This is a genomic window from Desulfosceptrum tomskiensis, from assembly GCF_049818055.1.
Taxonomy (GTDB): domain Bacteria; phylum Bacillota; class Desulfotomaculia; order Desulfotomaculales; family JASEER01; genus JBFLVT01.
In genome coordinates this window covers 2,361,271-2,377,674 of the sequence record NZ_CP187479.1, presented here as the reverse complement: position 1 = coordinate 2,377,674, position 16,404 = coordinate 2,361,271, and the positions used below count along the sequence as shown (strand labels likewise).

Below are 16,404 nucleotides of genomic sequence, written 5' to 3'. Positions count from 1 at the left end.
GCTCTCTCAACCATGACTCTTTAACTGGCGTTCGTTGAACGACCTATATCCTTAATAAGGCCTGGTAGCAGGGAGCCCCAAACCACGAGCACTCCCTGCATACCTTCATCCGCCAGGCGCGGTCGGCCCGCTCGTCCGCAAGACCGCGCAGGCGCGCCCATGTCAGCGTCGCGCCCGGCTCCAGTCCGAGCCGCGCCAGCACCAGGCCGTCCAGGCGGGATACCGCCGCTTCCCCGCCGCCGTCTCGGACACAGCTCCCTTCAACCAGCCAGGGACAGGCCGCACAGATCACATCGGTCCCGTCAGTCAACCGTACCCGGGCAGCCGGCCGACCGGCAAGCCCCGCGAGAACCCGCGCGAAGTTGGCAACGAAAACGGGCGTATAGCCCAGCCCGCGGAACTCGCCCGCGCAGAGCAGGTGGTGAGCCCGCAGAACAACCGGTTCAGCCATCCTGCGACGCGGCGCCCTTTTCCAGCGGCAGGAACGGCCAGGCCGCCGCCGCGGCCGCCAGGATCTTGGTCAGGTCACCCGGGATAAAGGGAATTGTCCCCATCCAGAGAAGCTTGACCAGGTCGGTAACCCCCGTATACAGGGAGAGAACGGCAAGGCCCGGTCCGTGAATCAGGATAAAATTCCCCGCCGTCATTACCGCGATCAGCCCTGGCAGAGTACGCGCCCAGGCGTATCTCCTGACCGCATGGCCTACCGCCATGGCCGCCAGGACAAAGCCCGCCAGGTAGCCTCCCGTCGGGCCGGCCAGGACGGCCAGACCCCCGCTGAGCCCAGCGAACCAGGGCAGGCCGGCCGCGCCCGCCGCCACGTAGACGCCCGCGCTGAAGCCGCCCCAGCCGCGCCCCAGCAGCACTCCGGCCAGCAGTACCGCAAAGGTCTGTCCCGTTATCGGCACCGGCGACCAGGGCACGGGAATGCGGGCCTGCGCGGCGGCGCCGATCAGAGCCGCAAAACCTACGGACAGCGCCAGCTTGTGCGCAAAGGGCAGCTCCTCGAACCACCGGACGGCCCTGCTGCCATAACCCCGTAGACTGAACACACCCTGCAAGTCAAACAACCTCCTCGCTCTATGATGAAGGTATTCTACAATTACGGAACGCCAATTGTCAACCAGTTGTAGCCAGGCTGGTTAACAATTATGGTGTTACTCTACCGTAAGGCGCAGCCATAAGAGCCGAGAGACGCCTATTTTGCTTTCGCCAGACTTTTCGGCGCGGGGGGCTCACAAAGCACAGTTTAGACGAGCCCGGCGCTCGTAGGCGTCCATAAGCAGGGCGGTGACGGGCCCCGGAACGCTAACACCCACCGGCCGACCGTTAAACAGCGAAACAGGCATAACGCCCATCAGAGAGTTCGTGAGAAAAATCTCGTCGGCATCAGCCAGCGCTGTAGCGCCGAAGCATCCCTCAACGACATCTATTCCCAGGAACCCGGCCGCTTGCAGGACTATGTGCCGAACAATACCCGGCAACAACCCGCAATCGGCGTGCGGCGTGAACAGCCGGCCCTTGTGCACCAGGAAGACGTTGCTGGCCGTTCCCTCGGCAACCGCTCCTTCAGTATTCAGAAGGATACCTTCGTCCCATCCGTTCGACCTTGCCTCCTGCCTGCCCAGCAAACTGTCCAGGTAGTTGAGAGTTTTCAGCCTGACGATGGGCGAATGCGGGTTCCGCCTCACTTTGCACATGCCCACTCGTATGCCCTGCCGGTAACAGTCCGCACCGTAAGGAGGCGGGCCCGGAGTGACGATAGCGCATCCCTCGCATCCCGCCGGCCCCGCCGTTACAGTCAGCCGCAAGGAACCGCGGTGTATCGCGTTGGCTTGCCGGCCCATTTCCAGGTATTCCTGCAAGCGCCCGGCATGTCGGCCCAGCTCTATGCCAAGTTGCGCCATACCGCTTTCCAGCCTGGCAAGATGTTCCCTCACAAAAAGGATGCGCCCGTCGGTAACGGCCAATGTCTCGAACAGGCCAACGCCGTACTGCAGCCCGCGGTCGAGAGGGCTGACGCACCTCTCTTGTGCCGGCAGGATCCGGCCGTTGACGCAGGCTAAAGTCTCCATCCATCCACCTCCAGCCCGTTAACCCCCAGGGCCTTCAACAGCGCCCTGGCCTTATCAAGCGTCTCGCGGTACTCCGCTTCCGGATCGGAGTCGATGGTTATGCCGCCTCCGGCATGGAACCAAGCCCTGTTCTTATGGCAGACTACGCTCCTGATCGCGATGCTCATATCCGCGTTCCCGTCAAATCCCAGGTAGCCGATCGCTCCGGTGTAAATCCCCCGCCTGACCGGCTCCAGCTCTTCAATGATTTGCATGGACCGAACCTTGGGCGCCCCGGTGACCGACCCTCCCGGAAAACAGGCCCGCAAGAGGTCGACCGCGTTGCATCTTGAATCCAGCCGGCCCTCAACCGTGGCCACCAGCTGAAAGACCGTGGCATAATCCTCTATCCGGTATAGCTCGGGGACCTGAATGGAACCCGGAAGACATACCTTCCCCAGGTCGCTGCGCAGCATGTCCACCACCATGGCCAGTTCGGCGCGGTCTTTGGCGCTCTGCCACAGTTCCTCGCGCAGGCGTCGGTCGGTCTCGGGGGTGTCGCCCCGCGGCCTCGTACCCTTGATCGGACGGGTCTCTACCCGGCCATCCCGCAGGCGAAGGAACAACTCGGGTGACGCCGATATGACCGTAAAATCTTCGCAGTCGAGATAGGCTGCAAAGGGAGCCGGACTTATACTGCGCAAGGACCGGTATAAAACCCACGGATCTCCGAAAAAAGGCAGCGAGAAGCGCTGCGCCAGGTTGATGACAAAGATGTCCCCGGCGGCAATGTATTCGCGGACTCTCTCGACGGCCGCCTTAAAGGCCGGCGGGCTGAAAGTGCTGGTCAAAAACCCGTCCCGCACCCGCAGCAAGGAAAAGCGTTGCCCGGACACGGCCGGGTTTTCTTCAAAACCGGCGGCCGCCTCATGCCGAACCGTTCCTGACAGGAGTCTTCCCGACAAGGCCCCGCGAAGCCGCTTCAGTTTCTCTTTTGCCCGCCTGAGTCCCGCCGACCCTCGTTCAGGCAGGCTTGCGGCCACCAGATAAACCCGGTGCGAAAAATGATCAACAACGGCCGCCGCATCGTAAAAACCAAGATGGATCTCGGGCAGCCCAAGGTCATCGCTGCTTAGCGACGGCAGTCTCTCGATGCGTCTGGCGAGATCGTAACCGAAATAACCCACCGCGCCGCCGATGAAAGGGGGCGCCGGTGCCGTTCGCAGCAAGCGGTGGCTTGATATCAGTTCCTTCAACACGTCAAAGGGGTTAGCCTCATTTTCTTCCTGCGCCGATGCGTTTTCCCCCGTGATCCTTATCTTTCCGTGTTTTTCCGAGACGGTGAGAAACGGTTCGGCGCCTAAAATGGAGTAACGGCCCATCCGCCCCTTTCTGAGGCTGCTTTCGAGCAGAAACGGGAGCCTCAAATCACGGATTTTCTCAAAGAGGCCCGGCGGGTCGGCAGCCGCCGGCAGTTCCTCGATTAGGAGCGCGGTCGGCACCAGCATCCCCCCTTGATGGCCGCGAAGTTCGCCAATAACGCCAAGCCTTGAGGAGTCAAGATCGATTCGGGATGAAACTGTACACCTTCAACCGTAAACTCAACGTGCCGCAGACCCATTACTTCTCCCCCGGCGTCCACAGCGGTCACGGCCAGTTCACCCGGCAACCCTCCCGGCGGAACAATCAGTGAATGATACCTGGCGGCGATCAGCGGATTAGGAAGATCTCTATAGATACCGCGGCCGTCGTGGTAAACCGGCGTGACCTTTCCGTGCATCGGCCGCCTTGCGCGAGCCAAACCGCCTCCGAAAGCGCGGGCTATTGCCTGATGGCCGAGGCAGACTCCCAGTACGGGCAGCCGACCGCTGAAATGGCGCACTGCCTCTATGCATATCCCCGCTTCATCCGGGGCGCAAGGTCCCGGTGACAAAACAAGATGCGATATCGGCAGCGCCTTCAGGCCGGTAATAGCAACCTCATCGTTACGAACCACGAGGACGTTTTTCCCTAGGATTTTAAAATACTGGTAAAGGCTGTACACAAACGAATCGTAATTGTCAATGATCACCACCACCGTACGCTGCCTCCTTCACCCCGAAAAAAAACACCGATACCCGCGTATCGGTGCTCACCCCGTGTCTCCGAGTCGTCTCGCCTGGTCTTAAACTTGCTCGTCTGATCTCGTCTCGTCTTTAGGTTGTCATGGCAACACTTGAATATAATTTAGCAACTGCTTCATACTTCGTCAACCGCTCACCGGCCCGCCCCGTCGAAATTTTACTTGCCGGCCTTCAGGATGGCCTGCAGGGCCGTCTCCAGCTCGGCATACTTGAAAGAGAATCCCAGCTCAAGGGCCCGGGCCGGGACCGCCCTCTGCCCGCTCAAGAGCAGCGCCTCGGCCATCTCGCCCAGGGCCAGGCGTAAAAGCGCCCTCGGAACGGCAAGCCGTGACGGACGGCGCATCATCCGCCCCAGAGTCCTCGCGAAAGCCAGATTGGTTACCGGATTCGGGGCCACGGCGTTTACCGGACCCCGCGCCTCTTTGTTCGCGATGAGAAAGCGAATCAGGCTGACCAGATCGTCGCGGTGGATCCAGGACATCCACTGCCGGCCGGAGCCGAACGGTCCGCCCGCAAACCAGCGGAAGGGCAAGAGCATCCGGGGCAGGGCCCCGCCGTCCCTCTCCAACACCATGCCGGTGCGCAGCAGGACGACGCGCATCCCCAGAATCTCCGCTTGCCGGGCCTCTCTTTCCCAGGCCGTACAGACCTCGCTGAGGAAGTCTTGCCCGGGAGCGTCGGCTTCGGTCAATTCTTCATCGCCACGCGGACCGTAATAGCCGACCGCTGAACCGCTGACCAGCACCCCCGGTCTCCGCTTCACACGCGCCAGGGTCTCGACCAGCACTCTCGTCCCCTGCACCCGGCTTTCGCGAATCCGTTCCTTTTGTTCAGGCGTCCAGCGCCGGGCGGCGATCGACTCTCCGGCCAGGTGCACGACGGCATCCGCCCCGTCCAGCGCCTCCCACCAGCGACTTTCGGCCTCTCCCGGCGGGATGCCGCCCTCCTCGCCGGAGGCAGCAGGCCCTCCCGCCGGCCATGTAACAGCCTTGACTCCCGCGGGCAGGCGCCCCGTTTTGGACCTCGTCAGCACGGTAACCTCGTCGCCCCTGTCGAGGAAAGAAGCAACCAGGGGCCTACCGATGAACCCCGTTCCTCCCGTCACGACCACCTTCATTGCCCGTCCCTCCCTTTCTGCGGCCGCCGAACCGCTGCAGCCTTGCCAAAACCTTCACCAGTTTCGCAAACCGGCGGGGGCCGACAAGTAAAACGGTCTCGACGATCTGATCCAGTTCCCTGTAAAAACTTTGCAGCACCTGCAGCCGACCAGCCACAAAATCCCGATCCGGCCCGGACGAAGCTTCCCGCGCACGCCGCAGACTGCCTTCGATGATCCGAAACGACTGGTCAAACTCCGGTTTCTGTCGCCGCTCAAGCACCCGTTGCATAATCAGCCAGGGATCGGCCTCGGCTTCGAAGTAGACCCGGCGGTCGCCCGGCGGCATGCTGCGCCGGACCATGCCGAACTGCTCCAGGACCCGGATGGCGATGCTGACGTTGCCCTTTGTAACACCCAGGGCCTCCGCCAGCTCGCCCAGGCTCATCGGCTCCGCAGACAGGTACAAAACGGCGTACAGCTCGCCCGTTGCCTTGCCCAGGCCCCAGAAAGCGGATTGCCGGCCCAAAGCCTCGATCAGCCGCATGCGCGCCTCACGCAGCGCCTCGTCCATAGCCCGTCACCCTCCGTCTTACTCGTGATAACATCGTTTAATACATTCTAAATGATACAAACTCTCATGGCAACAGTGTACAGGCACAACCCCCCTGCTCAGGCGTACACTGTAGGAAAAGCGAAAGCCAGGAATTACCACTGGACCGAGAAAGAGGAAGGGAACATGGGCTTTTTCAGGAGGGGCATCCTGGACGGCGTGGCCGTCCCGGACAAATGGAAGGCCGTCACCCAGACCCTGACGGACAGATCACGGCGCCTGGCGGAGGCAGCCAAGGCCAGGGCCGCCGTTGTCGGAATAGAAACCGCCATCGCCCGCCGGGAGCGGGCACTGGGGCATTTCGTCTTGACCATGTACCGCAAAAACGGTATAGACTACCGGAAAATCCGCGCCCACTGCGAAGAAATCGCCCGGCTCTACGACGAGCTCGATGAACTCAACAGGAAAATAACTGCGATCGTCGCCAACAGAGTCTTCTGCTCTTATTGCGGAAACAGCATGGAGGCCGGCGCCAGGTACTGTCCCCACTGCGGACGCCCCGTTGTGCAGGCCGCCGCCCGGCTCCCAGCCTAACCCGCACTGCAAACAAGTATGGGAGTGATTCGGGCCCGTATCCGCATGGGACCCGCCCGGCCGGCTTGATGACGGCGAAAAAATTAGGAGAGGCGGCTTCGGCTGCCTCTCCTCTGTCAAGACATCGCGCATCCATCTACGAACCGGCGACGAAGGCCTCGTAACCGAGGTCCCTCAGGTCTTCGGCCACCGCCTCCGCGCGCCGGCGCTCGGCGAAAGCGCCGACCTGCACACGGTACAGGACCGGCCCGCGTGACAGTTCATCCCGCATCTTCTTCAGGTCGAGATACCGCCCCGGGCAAGCCGTCGCCGCTCCCGGCACCTCGCCGTGCCCCAGCACGTTCGCCGGCGGGATGCGGTGCTCCCGCATCAGGCGCTGTAAAAGCGCGCGCAGGGAGACAAGCTGCGTCCTGGGCGGCGGGTAGAGCTCGAAGTTACCGATGAGGCAGACGCCGATGCCCTTGCGGTTCATCCCCCCGGCCACACAGTGCGCCCCTTCCATGGTCGGCGGCCGTCCGTTGACCACCGTCCCATCCCGCTCGACGAGGTAGTGATAGCCGACGTCGCGCCACCCGAGGCTCTTGTGGTAGGCCTTGACCTGGGCGGCGTTCCTCTCTTGCGTTCCGGTGTGGTGAACTACTATATGTATCCACTTGGGCATCCGTTTTCCCCTCCTTCCGCACTGCGGTCTCTATGGAATCGCGCCTTAACAGCGCTAAATAAGCTAAAGCCTGCAGGATCCCAAGCCGTCTTACCTATCCCATCCTAAATGCTTAATGCCAAGTGCCTAATGCTTGGCGTGGAACTCTACGATGTCATCCAGTTCCACCCCGGATTGGCGCGCCACCACCATCGTCAGCAGCGTGACCGACTTCTGCAGTTCCCTGATCAGCGGCTCCAGGCGCACCAGGAGATAAGCCGAGAGGGCCATCGGGAACCCGTAATTGCCGACCAGTTTTAAAAACTCTTCCACGCCGTTTTCCTCCCTCCAAATAAGGATGTCTGAGGTCGGAGGTCTGAGCTGCGAGCAGGATCTTAAGCCAGCTTCAAGATTTGCTTTCCGGCTTAATACATCCAGTCGCCGCCGACAAGCACTGTCGAAGACGGAATGGAGGGCCCAGAGCGGGCCCTCCATTCTCACTCTTCTCCTCTACTCCCCGATAAGGGTCGTAGCGGTACGCTCGACGATGCGGGCCGAGTCTATGGCCACCAGGTCCCCGCCGCTGGAGGCGAAGATGTTCCTGGCGATGATCGTGTTCATAGCCGCTTCCACCTCGGCGGCCGTCAGGCCGGCCTTGGGGTCGGGCACGCGGATAGTCACCGCGCTCCCCGAGGCATTCCGGAAGCGCATTTCCAGGTTCCTGGTCACTGCCACGAAATCACATCCTTTCCAGAACCACCGGGGCGCTACCCCGGGAAGGAAGGCCGCCCGGCTGCTTGACGACCTCCCCGTATTGGCATTCGGCATTCAGCATTCGACGCTTCGGAGAACAGACCCGGCGTTCTAATCCGAGTGCTGAAAGCTGACAGCAGAACGCTAAGCGTTGGCAAGCTCTTCAGCGTCCTCGCGCATCACCGCGGTGACGATATGGCTCTGCAGACCGCCCAGGACGGCGCCGACCTCGAAAACGTCCTGGTCCGGCGCGCCGGCCTTCACGTTGGACCAGCGGCGGTTCCGCAAGACGGGGTTGCCGTTATCGCTGACACCTGTCTGGACCTCGACGATCAGCACGCTGCCGAGAGGGGTAGACACGACTGCCATCAACTATACACCTCCTCCGGTTTAACCCGCCCTTTTGCGAGGTGCTCTCTCACATTCCCACATCTCGCGCAGGGCGTGCAAACGGTACCGTTTATAACAGCCATGATCATGGTAACAACCCCCGCTGGTGACCGTCAATAACAGATATGGCCGTACCACCGCCGGTGATTACCGTACGGCATACCTCCTACCGGCCTGCCCCGTCCCGGTTTGCCGAGAGCAGGCTGTCCAGGGAGAGTTCGAGTCGTGCCGCCAGCCGGTGCAGGGTGCGGTAGGACCCGAAGGCCCTTCCCCGCTCGATGTCGGAGATGTACTGCGGCGTAAGGCCGACGGCGCGCGCCAGAGCGGCCTGGCTCAACCCCTTGCTTATTCTTGCCCGGCGGACAAGGGAACCTAATTCGTTCATGTCTCCACCTCCTGTTCCTGAAAGAGCGCTTTCAGCATACCACTGAACCCTGACCAGGCTAGTCACTGTTTGTAACAGTTACCTATGCCCAAGTGTTATCCCCTAGCAGACCCTCATCCTGCAAAATACAACACCACAGACAATGAAAAATGGTTACAGCAGGTCTGGGTTATCCCCGACGCTCCGTGCTCCGCTTCGACCGTTCTATGAGGCCGTTGAAAAGCTTCGCCTGACTTTGTCGGGCATCGTCGTCCGGTGCTCACGTACCAACAAGGATGTCAGATGCCGGAAGTCCGAGGTCGGACTCGATGCGATTACGAGTGATCGCTTCCCGGTCAGACTTCTGACCTCTGGTTTCAGACCTCTTTTTCAGTACGCTCCGCGCTGGACTCCTCGCCTTCCGCGCCATGCTCGCTTTTGAACGGCCTTTCGGGTGATGGCCTGAGCTCGGTTCGGAGCGTGGCTTGCCTCCTGCGGATTGTTCGCGGGCGCAGTTTTCAGCAGGTTACCCAAGTACGCGTCGAGGCCTTGGCCGTAGCGAACGTTGGGAGTATAAATCAATAATGCGCAGTGAGCCGAGGAACCCGGCACTCAACTAAGTCTCTTCGAAGGGCTAGCCATAGGTGATGGGTTCGCTTTAACGAGCTGCCAAGTTGAGTGCTGGGCCGCTTTCGGTGATAAACCCAGCCCCGAATAGCAAGGACCGTTTTTTCAGGGTAGCTGAGGCATAAATATAACCTATATAACGTAGTATGGGGATTAATAAGATTGGATGGGCGGTGGGAACAATGCAAAAGCGGATCTGCCCGCAATGCAAAACGGCTTGGTACAGCGCGGACACCAGAGGGGTATGGATCTGCGCCTACTGCCATGCCGAAATCCCGGTCCCGGAAACCGCCAACGCCGATCAGCCCCGTAAGGCCCCGGGCGGCAAACCGGTCCAAAAGTAAACCGGCGAGCTACGTCAAAAGCTTACCGGCTAAATCCTGCAATCACTTAACCGTGGCAGATCTGCCGCACCCGGCCTTAAGTTGATTCACCCTTCCGAGGGTGAATTTTATGTTTTCACCCTAAAATAAATAAACAGGAGGGTCATGCCCTTTTAATATGGAGGAATTGGTATACCCGGTGTCGAATTTTAGTACGATAGTCCTATGCGCATAGGACTATCGTCCAGAAATCAAAGTGGTGACGCAAAAGCTACAGGGACTAACACGGGATTCCGGTTATGTCAGCCAGTTGCCGGGAATAGACGGTTGGTTAAATCCACCCCCTTCTGGCGGTGGATTTTTGTTTGACAGTCCATTATTAGGATTGAACCGGGATTCCACCGTTTTTTCGTATAACGGGTTTGCAGACAAGAAAACCCGTAATGTTGCCTACAGGAGTGGTGTCGATGTATTCGCAAGACACCCCGCTGAAACTCAACCGTTTTTGCCGTGACGACGAGCATCGTGACCAGGAAGCCGTCATACCGTGCCTCACGGACAAGGATACTGTTGTTCAGGCAGTCAGGGAATTAGCAGACGAACTGGGTCATACGCCTACACAGAGACAATACCTTCGAGTACAGAACTTACGGGGATACCCTCCTATCCGGTACGTCATTCAGCTTTTCTCTTCTTGGGATTATGCCGTTCTGGCTGCAGGACTAAAGCCGAACCGTAGAATCCTGCGCGTTCGACCTTTGAAAGACGAGAACGAAAAAAAGGCCCGCGCTATAATGGCCCTCAAGACTGCAACGGAGATTATCGGGTATCCCCCCGGCGTGACCGAGTACCGCAGCTTGCGCTTCAAACTTCGGCGGACCGACTGGCCTAGTGAAGATGCCATTTTCTTGATGTTTGACAGTTGGGCCTCGGCTCTTAGTGAGTGCGGCTTTGACCCGATGGACCCCAGGCGGAGAAAAACGGTCGCCGAAACGTTAAGGCGTTTCCGAGGACGAACAGTCGTGGCGGCATCGGAGCTGCACCGTTCTCCTTACAGGCGGATGGTTATGAAAGAAGTCCTTTCGGATGCGGGCATTGTTATAATCGGGAGACCGTCGCTTGGCGGGAGACTGTCACGATTACTTGTCACTGCCTACGAAATGGGGTTTCCTGAATTAAACGGGCACGACCGTGGACGCCGGCTTGCGATCCGCTTGGCCAAGGGTGAATCATACAAAGAAATGGGTGAGGACGAAGGGCTGACTCCCAGCAGAGTGTGCCAGATAATACAGCGGTACCTGACTGAACTGGTATCGGGCTGACACCGAATACCGGATGTTGCCCTGCAAGATCCCATGCGGTTTTAGGCAGGATAACCAGGCCTTCCCGGGAAACGCGGACAGACCTCTGACTGGTTCACGAGACTCTATTACTCCCATCATCATCACTAAACCGAAACCCTCTGCTAGTAAACAGCCTCAAGCAGGCATCGACCACGTCGGGATTGAACAATACGCCTTTGTCCTTCGTTAGCTGTTCCAGAGCCTGATCAATGCCTTTCGCCGGGCGATACGGGCGGTGAGAAGCCATCGCTTCAACGGTGTCGGCGACTCCGAGGATTTGCGCTTCCAAAAGAATATCGTCGGCGGAAAGTCCTTGAGGATATCCCGAACCGTCAAGCCGTTCGTGATGCTGAAGGACAATTTGAGCTACGGGCCATTGAAAGTTAATGCTCTTCAAGACGTCATACCCGACCAAGGGATGCATTTTGATAAGGCTCAACTCGGCTTCGTATAAACCGCCAGGTTTATTGAGAATCCCTGCCGGCACGTGTATTTTCCCCACGTCGTGAATCAGGGCCGCAAAACGGAGACCCTCGATCCGCTCTTTGGAAAGCCCCATTTCTTTCGCAATCAAACAGGCTAACTCGGCTACCCGGCGCTGGTGCCCGGCAGTATACGGATCCCTCATTTCGACCAGTTTTGCCACCGCCTGAATCGTCTCCTCAATGGCTCTCTTGAGCTGCCCCGAGCTTTCCCGAAGCGCGGCCTCGATTTTTACACGCTCCGTAATGTCCTGGACTGTCCCGGCCATTCTGACAGGTTTGCCTAAATCATCAAAGGTTGCCTCGGCCTGTACGTGGACAATACGTTCAGCGCCGTCTTCTAAAACAATGCGATACTCAATGCTGCATGGTTTTCTTTCCTTGAGGGCTTCGGCAATCGACTCCTCTACGTACTTCCTGTCGTCAGGGTGGACAGTGTTTATGGCAGCCTCATACGTCGCACCGGATTTTTGGGGAACGAGACCAAAAATCCGGCGGGTTCCGTCACAGAAGCGCACTTCATTGCCTGCAATGTCCCATTCCCAGCTTCCGAGACGGGCGATACGCTGGGCGCTAGCCAACCGGGCTTCGCTTGTCTGGAGCGTATCAAACATACGACGGTGCTCAAGGGTATTGGCAATCACTTCCCCTATAATCTTCAGCATGGTGATGTCTTCTTCAGTCCACGTCAGTCTTGAACGCACTGCGTCTAGGCCAAGAAAACCGACAAGGGATCTCTGGTGGACGAGGGGGACGACAAGAACCGACTGGATATCCTGGGCCTGGAGGATTTCCTTTTCTTCGCAGGCTCCGGATGGGAGTTCTTCGACACTCGGGATGTATATAGGCTTGAATTCCTTGAGTTGACGCATCCACCAGGCAAAGGTTTCTGTTGGCAGCCCTTTCAAGTTGTCGATCTGCGGTTCGATCCCTTCCGCGCACCACTCGTGGGTGTTGTCCATCTTGGTCCTATCGCTGGCGAACAAAAAGACATAACTGCGATCGGCACCGGCGAACTCGCCGATAGCCCGCAGTGCGACGTTTATACCGTTGTCGATCTCGTTTGGGGTGAGGCTGATAAGGTTAGCCGATATGTCCGCCACCAGCTTTTCCATTTTGAGACGCTGCTTTAATCTCTCTTCTGCCTGCTTGCTTTCGGTGATGTCCAGCAGGGATTCGACGCTCTTTCTCGTTCCCGGGATAACTGTGACTGTTGCATAAAGGTACTTAATTTTACCCTCTTTAGTAATGCTCCGGAACACGTAATTCCTGGGCGCCCCGTTTGGATCTACTCTCCGCAGCCGGTGATACTCCTTCATGCGCTCAACATCTTCCTGTACCACAAGTTCGGTCCAGCTCTTTTTGCCTTCGGTCTCCTCCCGGGTATACCCGGTCAGCTTCTCAAATTCACTGTTTACCAAGGATATCGTTGTGTCTTCCTCGATAATCGCCATAGCTGTCCCCGTATTCTCGAAGATGGTTCGGTACTTGGTTTCGGACTCCTGAAGTGCCTGCTCCATCTGTTTGCGCCCTGAAACATCGTAGCAGGATCCGATGTGCCCCAAGAAGCTCCCGTCTCGGCCATAAAACGGCGTGGCAAAATTTAAAATGTAACGGTATTTTCCGCTGCGGTGCCGGAGGCGGTATTCGATCTTAAACGGCTTTTGTGCATTTAAAGCATCCAGATGGGTTGTAACGTACCGGTCTAAATCCTCGGGATGAACCCCCTCAATCCAGCCATACCCCACTTCCTGCTCCATTGTTCTTCCGGTGAAGTCAAGCCAGCTTTTGTTAACGTAATCGCACTTACCGTCAATACCAGAACGCCACATAGGGTTAGGGAACCCGTCAATCAGGGCCAAACAGAAATCATGTGATTTTTGCAAAGCCTCGATCATCTTTTTGTAGTCAGTGACATCCCGGGCGGAAGCGCCGATCATTCCTTCAGCAGCAACCGGACAGACGTTCCACGCCAGCCACCGGTATGAACCGTCTTTGCAGAGACAGCGGCTTTCGAGATTAACCAGTGGCTTACCGGTGCCCAAGACCTTTTGCCATTGGATGTTTAACGGCCGGTCGTCGGGATGAAAAAAATCGGCGACCGGCCGTGCGAGAAGTTCTTCTTCAGTGTAACCGAGAAGACTTCTCAATGCCGAATTCACGCGCTTAAAGCAGCCGTCTGGGCCCACAATGCAGAGAATATCCGGCCATAATTCAAAGAAGTCCTCAAACTGCAGCAGCATAACCAAGCTCCCTTGTTTAAAAATTCTGCCACGGGTGGACTCCAAAGTAGTAATCCTTGTTTCCTACACAACACTGGTACGACCGGACTTGAAGCCAGAGCTGGTTATCGATGTACGTACACGGTGTAAAAGCGTTTACAAAACAAAACACCACCGCCAGAGGGGTGGGTTTTTCTATAGTTCCACCGGCAACTGGCTGACATAGCGGATCACCGCCTTAGTCCCTGTAGCTTTGCGCCACCGCCTTTCGGCAGTTTTGCCCTTCTAGCGGAACAGACTTAATGGATGAACGCGATACTAATAAACTTCTTCTCAAATAAATTAAAAATAAAAAAACTCATTGACTAGGACTAATGTCCTAACCAAAGTTCGACCTAAAACTACCAATTCCTTCATTTTTCGAGCTAGAGTTAAGAAATTTTTGTGCGGGTTAGCTAATCTCCAGGTTGAACATCGCCAGTCTTTGAATGAGTGCCCGGTAAAACCTCTCAGCGTCCTCTCGGCACTGTAAGCAGCAGACAAGGTCATCGGCGTAGCCCAGTGGGCTTCGCACCCGCTATACGACACGCCCTTTGCTCGGCGCACGGCCTGACCCTTAATTTACTGCGAAATTAAATCCTTTTCGGGTAAAAAGTCTTAAGCAAGCATCCACTACGTCGGGATTGAACAGTACCCCTTTATCCCTGGTTAATTGCTCCAAAGCCTTATCAATGCCTTGCGCAGGGCGATAAGGCCGGTGTGATGCCATTGCTTCTACCATATCAGCAACCCCCAGGATTTGTGCTTCCAGAAGGATGTCGTCGCCGAAAAGTCCTCCAGGATATCCTGAACCGTTAAGCCGTTCATGATGTTGGAGAATAATCTGAGCCACCGGCCAGGGAAAGTTTACGTCTTTCAGGATATCGTACCCAATCTTGGGGTGCATCTTGATCAGGCTGAACTCAGCATCGTGCAGGCGGCCTGGCTTGTTGAGAATGCCAGCCGGCACAGGTATTTTCCCCACGTCGTGAATAAGGGCACCAAAGCGGAGACCCTCAATCCGGTCTTTAGGAAGGCCCATCTCTTTTGCTATCGCGCAGGCCAGCTCAGCAACCCGGCGCTGGTGTCCGGCCGTATAAGGATCCTTCATCTCAACCAACTTTGCTACGGCCTGAATCGTTCCCTCTACCGCTTTCTGGAGCTGTTCCGAACTTTCCCGAAGTGCTTTCTCGATTCTCATCCGCTCCGTGATGTCCTGCACCGTTCCAGACATCTTGATAGGCCTGCCGGTCTCACCAAGAGTTACTTCGGCCTGCGCATGTACAATACGTTCGGAGCCGTCCGGCAAAACGATACGGTAATCTGCACTATAAGGTTTTCCCTCTTTAAAGGCTTTAGCAATAGATTTCTCTACAAACCCCCTGTCATCAGGGTGAACAGCTTTCAGGCTATCCTCATAGGTAGTGCCCAATTCCTGCGGGGTCAGACCAAAGATATGATAAATTTCATCAGCCCAATGCACTTCATTGTGCACAATATCCCAATCCCAGCTGCCAAGATGAGCAATGCGCTGGGCATTGGCTAGACTGGCTTCTCTCTGCCGAAGGATCTCATGCATGCGTCTGTGCTGGAGGGCATTGGCAATGACTTTCCCGACCGTCTTGAGCATTGCGATATCCTCTTCAGTCCATAGTTGCTTTGCGCGTACCGCGTCAAAACCAAGAAAACCAACCAGGGATTTGTCATATACGATCGGAACAACGAGAACCGACTGGGCATTCCGGGCCTGGAGGATTTCTTTTTCCATGCGCGCTTCGGAACCAAGTTCTTCGACATTCGAGACAAATATCGGTTCAAACCGGTTGAGCCGGCCCATCCACCAGGGGAATTTTTCACTTGGCAACCCCTTCAAGTTGTCAACTTGCGGTTTGATCCCTTCCGCACACCATTCGTGTGTGTTATCCATCTTCGTCCCGTCGCCGGAAAACAGAAAGATATAACTACGGTCGACACCGGCAAGTTCCCCAATTGCCCGCAGCGCAGCGTTTATACCGTTGTCAACCTCGTTTGGGGCAAGGCCGATAAGGTTCACCGATATGTCAGCGATCAGCTTTTCTATTCTTAGACGCTGCTGTAATCTTTCTTCGGCCCGCTTGCGCTCGGTGATTGTTTCAAGTGCTGCTACTATCGGGCACTCTTCGCATAATTTGGTGCGTTGGCGCATGGCCTCGCAACAGCGGCGTCCCACCACTTGCTCCGGGGGCAAGCCCAGCATCTCCAGCACAGCCTTGTTTGAACAGATGATTCTCGAGTCTGTGTCGTAGCAACTTACAAATTCCGACACGACATCCAAAATAACGGCTCTTTCCAGTTCGGATTTTATCAGTGCGTCCTCCGCTTGCTTACGGTCGGTAATGTCGACACCTACCGCGACAACATACTTAACCGAGCCGTCTTCATCCTGGATGGCGGTGTTCGACCATGCGATCAATCGGCGCCGCCCGTCTTTCGTTACCCAGCAGTTGTTGTGCCGGTTAGAAAATTGACCGGCCTGTAAATTCTTAAAGCTATCTCTAACCGTTTCGACCTCTTCAGGAACCAGGAGCAGATCCCAGACGTGCTCCCCCTTCAGTTCCTCGAACAAATAGCCGGTTGTTTGCTCGCAGGCACGGTTGAAACGGACGATCCGCCCGTTCCGGTCAAGAACGCACACCAAGGAGTTGGTGCGGTCAAGAACCGCAGAGACGCGGTCGCGTTCTTCACCCGGATTCTTTGCCATCTTCTTGCTCTGTGACGCCATACAGGATGCCTGTTCCTCCCTCTCTTGAATGGTACCCTGC

17 protein-coding genes and 1 riboswitch are annotated in these 16,404 nt (G+C 57.2%); of the genes, 3 read left to right on the top strand and 14 right to left on the bottom strand.

From position 1 onward, the window contains the following. Positions 1-43: 43 nt before the first annotated feature. The 7 genes from ACPV0M_RS12075 to ACPV0M_RS12045 all read right to left on the bottom strand — a co-directional run bounded on the left by ACPV0M_RS12075 (position 44) and on the right by ACPV0M_RS12045 (position 5,847). On the bottom strand, positions 44-451 hold the full coding sequence (locus ACPV0M_RS12075; RefSeq protein ID WP_425620863.1) for a DUF1284 domain-containing protein: 408 nt from the start codon (positions 449-451) through the stop codon (positions 44-46). After that, positions 444-1,052 carry a biotin transporter BioY gene (locus tag ACPV0M_RS12070; protein ID WP_425622210.1) on the bottom strand — a complete coding sequence of 203 codons (609 nt, stop codon included), beginning with the start codon at positions 1,050-1,052 and terminating at the stop codon, positions 444-446. The genes ACPV0M_RS12075 and ACPV0M_RS12070 overlap by 8 nt, the downstream gene beginning before the upstream one ends. 183 nt (positions 1,053-1,235) lie before the next feature. Further along, entirely contained in the window at positions 1,236-2,075 is an 840-nt protein-coding gene (locus tag ACPV0M_RS12065; RefSeq protein WP_425620862.1) for an aminotransferase class IV, read from the bottom strand. Further along, positions 2,063-3,556: an aminodeoxychorismate synthase component I gene (pabB, locus tag ACPV0M_RS12060; RefSeq protein WP_425620861.1), complete on the bottom strand. Its 1,494-nt coding sequence runs from the start codon at positions 3,554-3,556 to the stop codon at positions 2,063-2,065. Before pabB ends, ACPV0M_RS12065 begins: the two co-directional genes overlap by 13 nt. After that, positions 3,538-4,131: an anthranilate synthase component II gene (locus ACPV0M_RS12055; RefSeq protein ID WP_425620860.1), complete on the bottom strand. Its 594-nt coding sequence runs from the start codon at positions 4,129-4,131 to the stop codon at positions 3,538-3,540. Before ACPV0M_RS12055 ends, pabB begins: the two co-directional genes overlap by 19 nt. A gap of 203 nt (positions 4,132-4,334) precedes the next feature. Beyond that, a complete protein-coding gene (locus ACPV0M_RS12050; protein ID WP_425620859.1) occupies positions 4,335-5,294 on the bottom strand; it encodes a TIGR01777 family oxidoreductase in 960 nt (319 codons plus the stop codon). Then, positions 5,254-5,847, bottom strand: coding sequence for a GbsR/MarR family transcriptional regulator (locus ACPV0M_RS12045; RefSeq protein WP_425620858.1), 594 nt, complete (start codon positions 5,845-5,847; stop codon positions 5,254-5,256). Before ACPV0M_RS12045 ends, ACPV0M_RS12050 begins: the two co-directional genes overlap by 41 nt. Positions 5,848-6,012: 165 nt before the next feature. Between ACPV0M_RS12045 and ACPV0M_RS12040 the strand changes: the two genes are divergently transcribed. Next, positions 6,013-6,420 (top strand): zinc ribbon domain-containing protein, encoded by a 408-nt coding sequence (locus ACPV0M_RS12040; protein WP_425620857.1) that lies wholly within the window; start codon positions 6,013-6,015, stop codon positions 6,418-6,420. Between the two features lie 136 nt (positions 6,421-6,556). Here ACPV0M_RS12040 and ACPV0M_RS12035 read toward each other — a convergent pair whose 3' ends face one another. From ACPV0M_RS12035 to ACPV0M_RS12015, 5 genes are all read right to left on the bottom strand, one after another. Then, on the bottom strand, positions 6,557-7,081 hold the full coding sequence (locus ACPV0M_RS12035) for an N-acetylmuramoyl-L-alanine amidase (protein ID WP_425620856.1): 525 nt from the start codon (positions 7,079-7,081) through the stop codon (positions 6,557-6,559). 126 nt (positions 7,082-7,207) lie between these two features. Next, entirely contained in the window at positions 7,208-7,393 is a 186-nt protein-coding gene (locus tag ACPV0M_RS12030; RefSeq protein WP_425620855.1) for a YvrJ family protein, read from the bottom strand. Between the two features lie 177 nt (positions 7,394-7,570). Next, complete coding sequence (locus ACPV0M_RS12025; protein WP_425620854.1) at positions 7,571-7,795, bottom strand: DUF2922 domain-containing protein; 225 nt, start codon at positions 7,793-7,795, stop codon at positions 7,571-7,573. Positions 7,796-7,957: 162 nt separating this feature from the next. Continuing rightward, entirely contained in the window at positions 7,958-8,182 is a 225-nt protein-coding gene (locus ACPV0M_RS12020) for a DUF1659 domain-containing protein (protein WP_425620853.1), read from the bottom strand. 187 nt (positions 8,183-8,369) lie between these two features. Next, the gene (locus ACPV0M_RS12015) at positions 8,370-8,588 is read right to left on the bottom strand and encodes a helix-turn-helix transcriptional regulator (protein WP_425620852.1); all 219 of its coding nucleotides are present in this window, start codon (positions 8,586-8,588) and stop codon (positions 8,370-8,372) included. A gap of 788 nt (positions 8,589-9,376) precedes the next feature. On the opposite strand from ACPV0M_RS12015, the gene ACPV0M_RS12010 reads away from it, so the two are divergent. Together ACPV0M_RS12010 and ACPV0M_RS12005 are read left to right on the top strand one after the other, a co-directional pair. Further along, positions 9,377-9,538: a hypothetical protein gene (locus tag ACPV0M_RS12010; RefSeq protein ID WP_425620851.1), complete on the top strand. Its 162-nt coding sequence runs from the start codon at positions 9,377-9,379 to the stop codon at positions 9,536-9,538. 446 nt (positions 9,539-9,984) lie between these two features. Next, positions 9,985-10,839 carry a homing endonuclease associated repeat-containing protein gene (locus ACPV0M_RS12005; protein ID WP_425620850.1) on the top strand — a complete coding sequence of 285 codons (855 nt, stop codon included), beginning with the start codon at positions 9,985-9,987 and terminating at the stop codon, positions 10,837-10,839. 94 nt (positions 10,840-10,933) lie between these two features. On the opposite strand, the gene ACPV0M_RS12000 is transcribed toward ACPV0M_RS12005, so the two are convergent. After that, a complete protein-coding gene (locus tag ACPV0M_RS12000; RefSeq protein ID WP_425620849.1) occupies positions 10,934-13,585 on the bottom strand; it encodes a PAS domain S-box protein in 2,652 nt (883 codons plus the stop codon). Between the two features lie 184 nt (positions 13,586-13,769). Continuing rightward, positions 13,770-13,856, bottom strand: a riboswitch (cyclic di-GMP riboswitch). A gap of 324 nt (positions 13,857-14,180) precedes the next feature. Then, a complete protein-coding gene (locus tag ACPV0M_RS11995; protein WP_425620848.1) occupies positions 14,181-16,364 on the bottom strand; it encodes a PAS domain S-box protein in 2,184 nt (727 codons plus the stop codon). Between the last annotated feature and the right edge of the window lie 40 nt (positions 16,365-16,404).

Coding starts and splice junctions, on each gene's coding strand:
- ACPV0M_RS12035 (WP_425620856.1), bottom strand. CDS start 7,081: ATGCCCAAGTGGATACATATAGTAGTTCACCACACCGGAACGCAAGAG.
- ACPV0M_RS12015 (WP_425620852.1), bottom strand. CDS start 8,588: ATGAACGAATTAGGTTCCCTTGTCCGCCGGGCAAGAATAAGCAAGGGG.
- ACPV0M_RS12020 (WP_425620853.1), bottom strand. CDS start 8,182: ATGGCAGTCGTGTCTACCCCTCTCGGCAGCGTGCTGATCGTCGAGGTC.
- ACPV0M_RS12000 (WP_425620849.1), bottom strand. CDS start 13,585: ATGCTGCTGCAGTTTGAGGACTTCTTTGAATTATGGCCGGATATTCTC.
- ACPV0M_RS12010 (WP_425620851.1), top strand. CDS start 9,377: ATGCAAAAGCGGATCTGCCCGCAATGCAAAACGGCTTGGTACAGCGCG.
- ACPV0M_RS12040 (WP_425620857.1), top strand. CDS start 6,013: ATGGGCTTTTTCAGGAGGGGCATCCTGGACGGCGTGGCCGTCCCGGAC.
- ACPV0M_RS12065 (WP_425620862.1), bottom strand. CDS start 2,075: ATGGAGACTTTAGCCTGCGTCAACGGCCGGATCCTGCCGGCACAAGAG.
- ACPV0M_RS12005 (WP_425620850.1), top strand. CDS start 9,985: ATGTATTCGCAAGACACCCCGCTGAAACTCAACCGTTTTTGCCGTGAC.
- ACPV0M_RS12045 (WP_425620858.1), bottom strand. CDS start 5,847: ATGGACGAGGCGCTGCGTGAGGCGCGCATGCGGCTGATCGAGGCTTTG.
- ACPV0M_RS12050 (WP_425620859.1), bottom strand. CDS start 5,294: ATGAAGGTGGTCGTGACGGGAGGAACGGGGTTCATCGGTAGGCCCCTG.
- ACPV0M_RS11995 (WP_425620848.1), bottom strand. CDS start 16,364: ATGGCGTCACAGAGCAAGAAGATGGCAAAGAATCCGGGTGAAGAACGC.
- ACPV0M_RS12075 (WP_425620863.1), bottom strand. CDS start 451: ATGGCTGAACCGGTTGTTCTGCGGGCTCACCACCTGCTCTGCGCGGGC.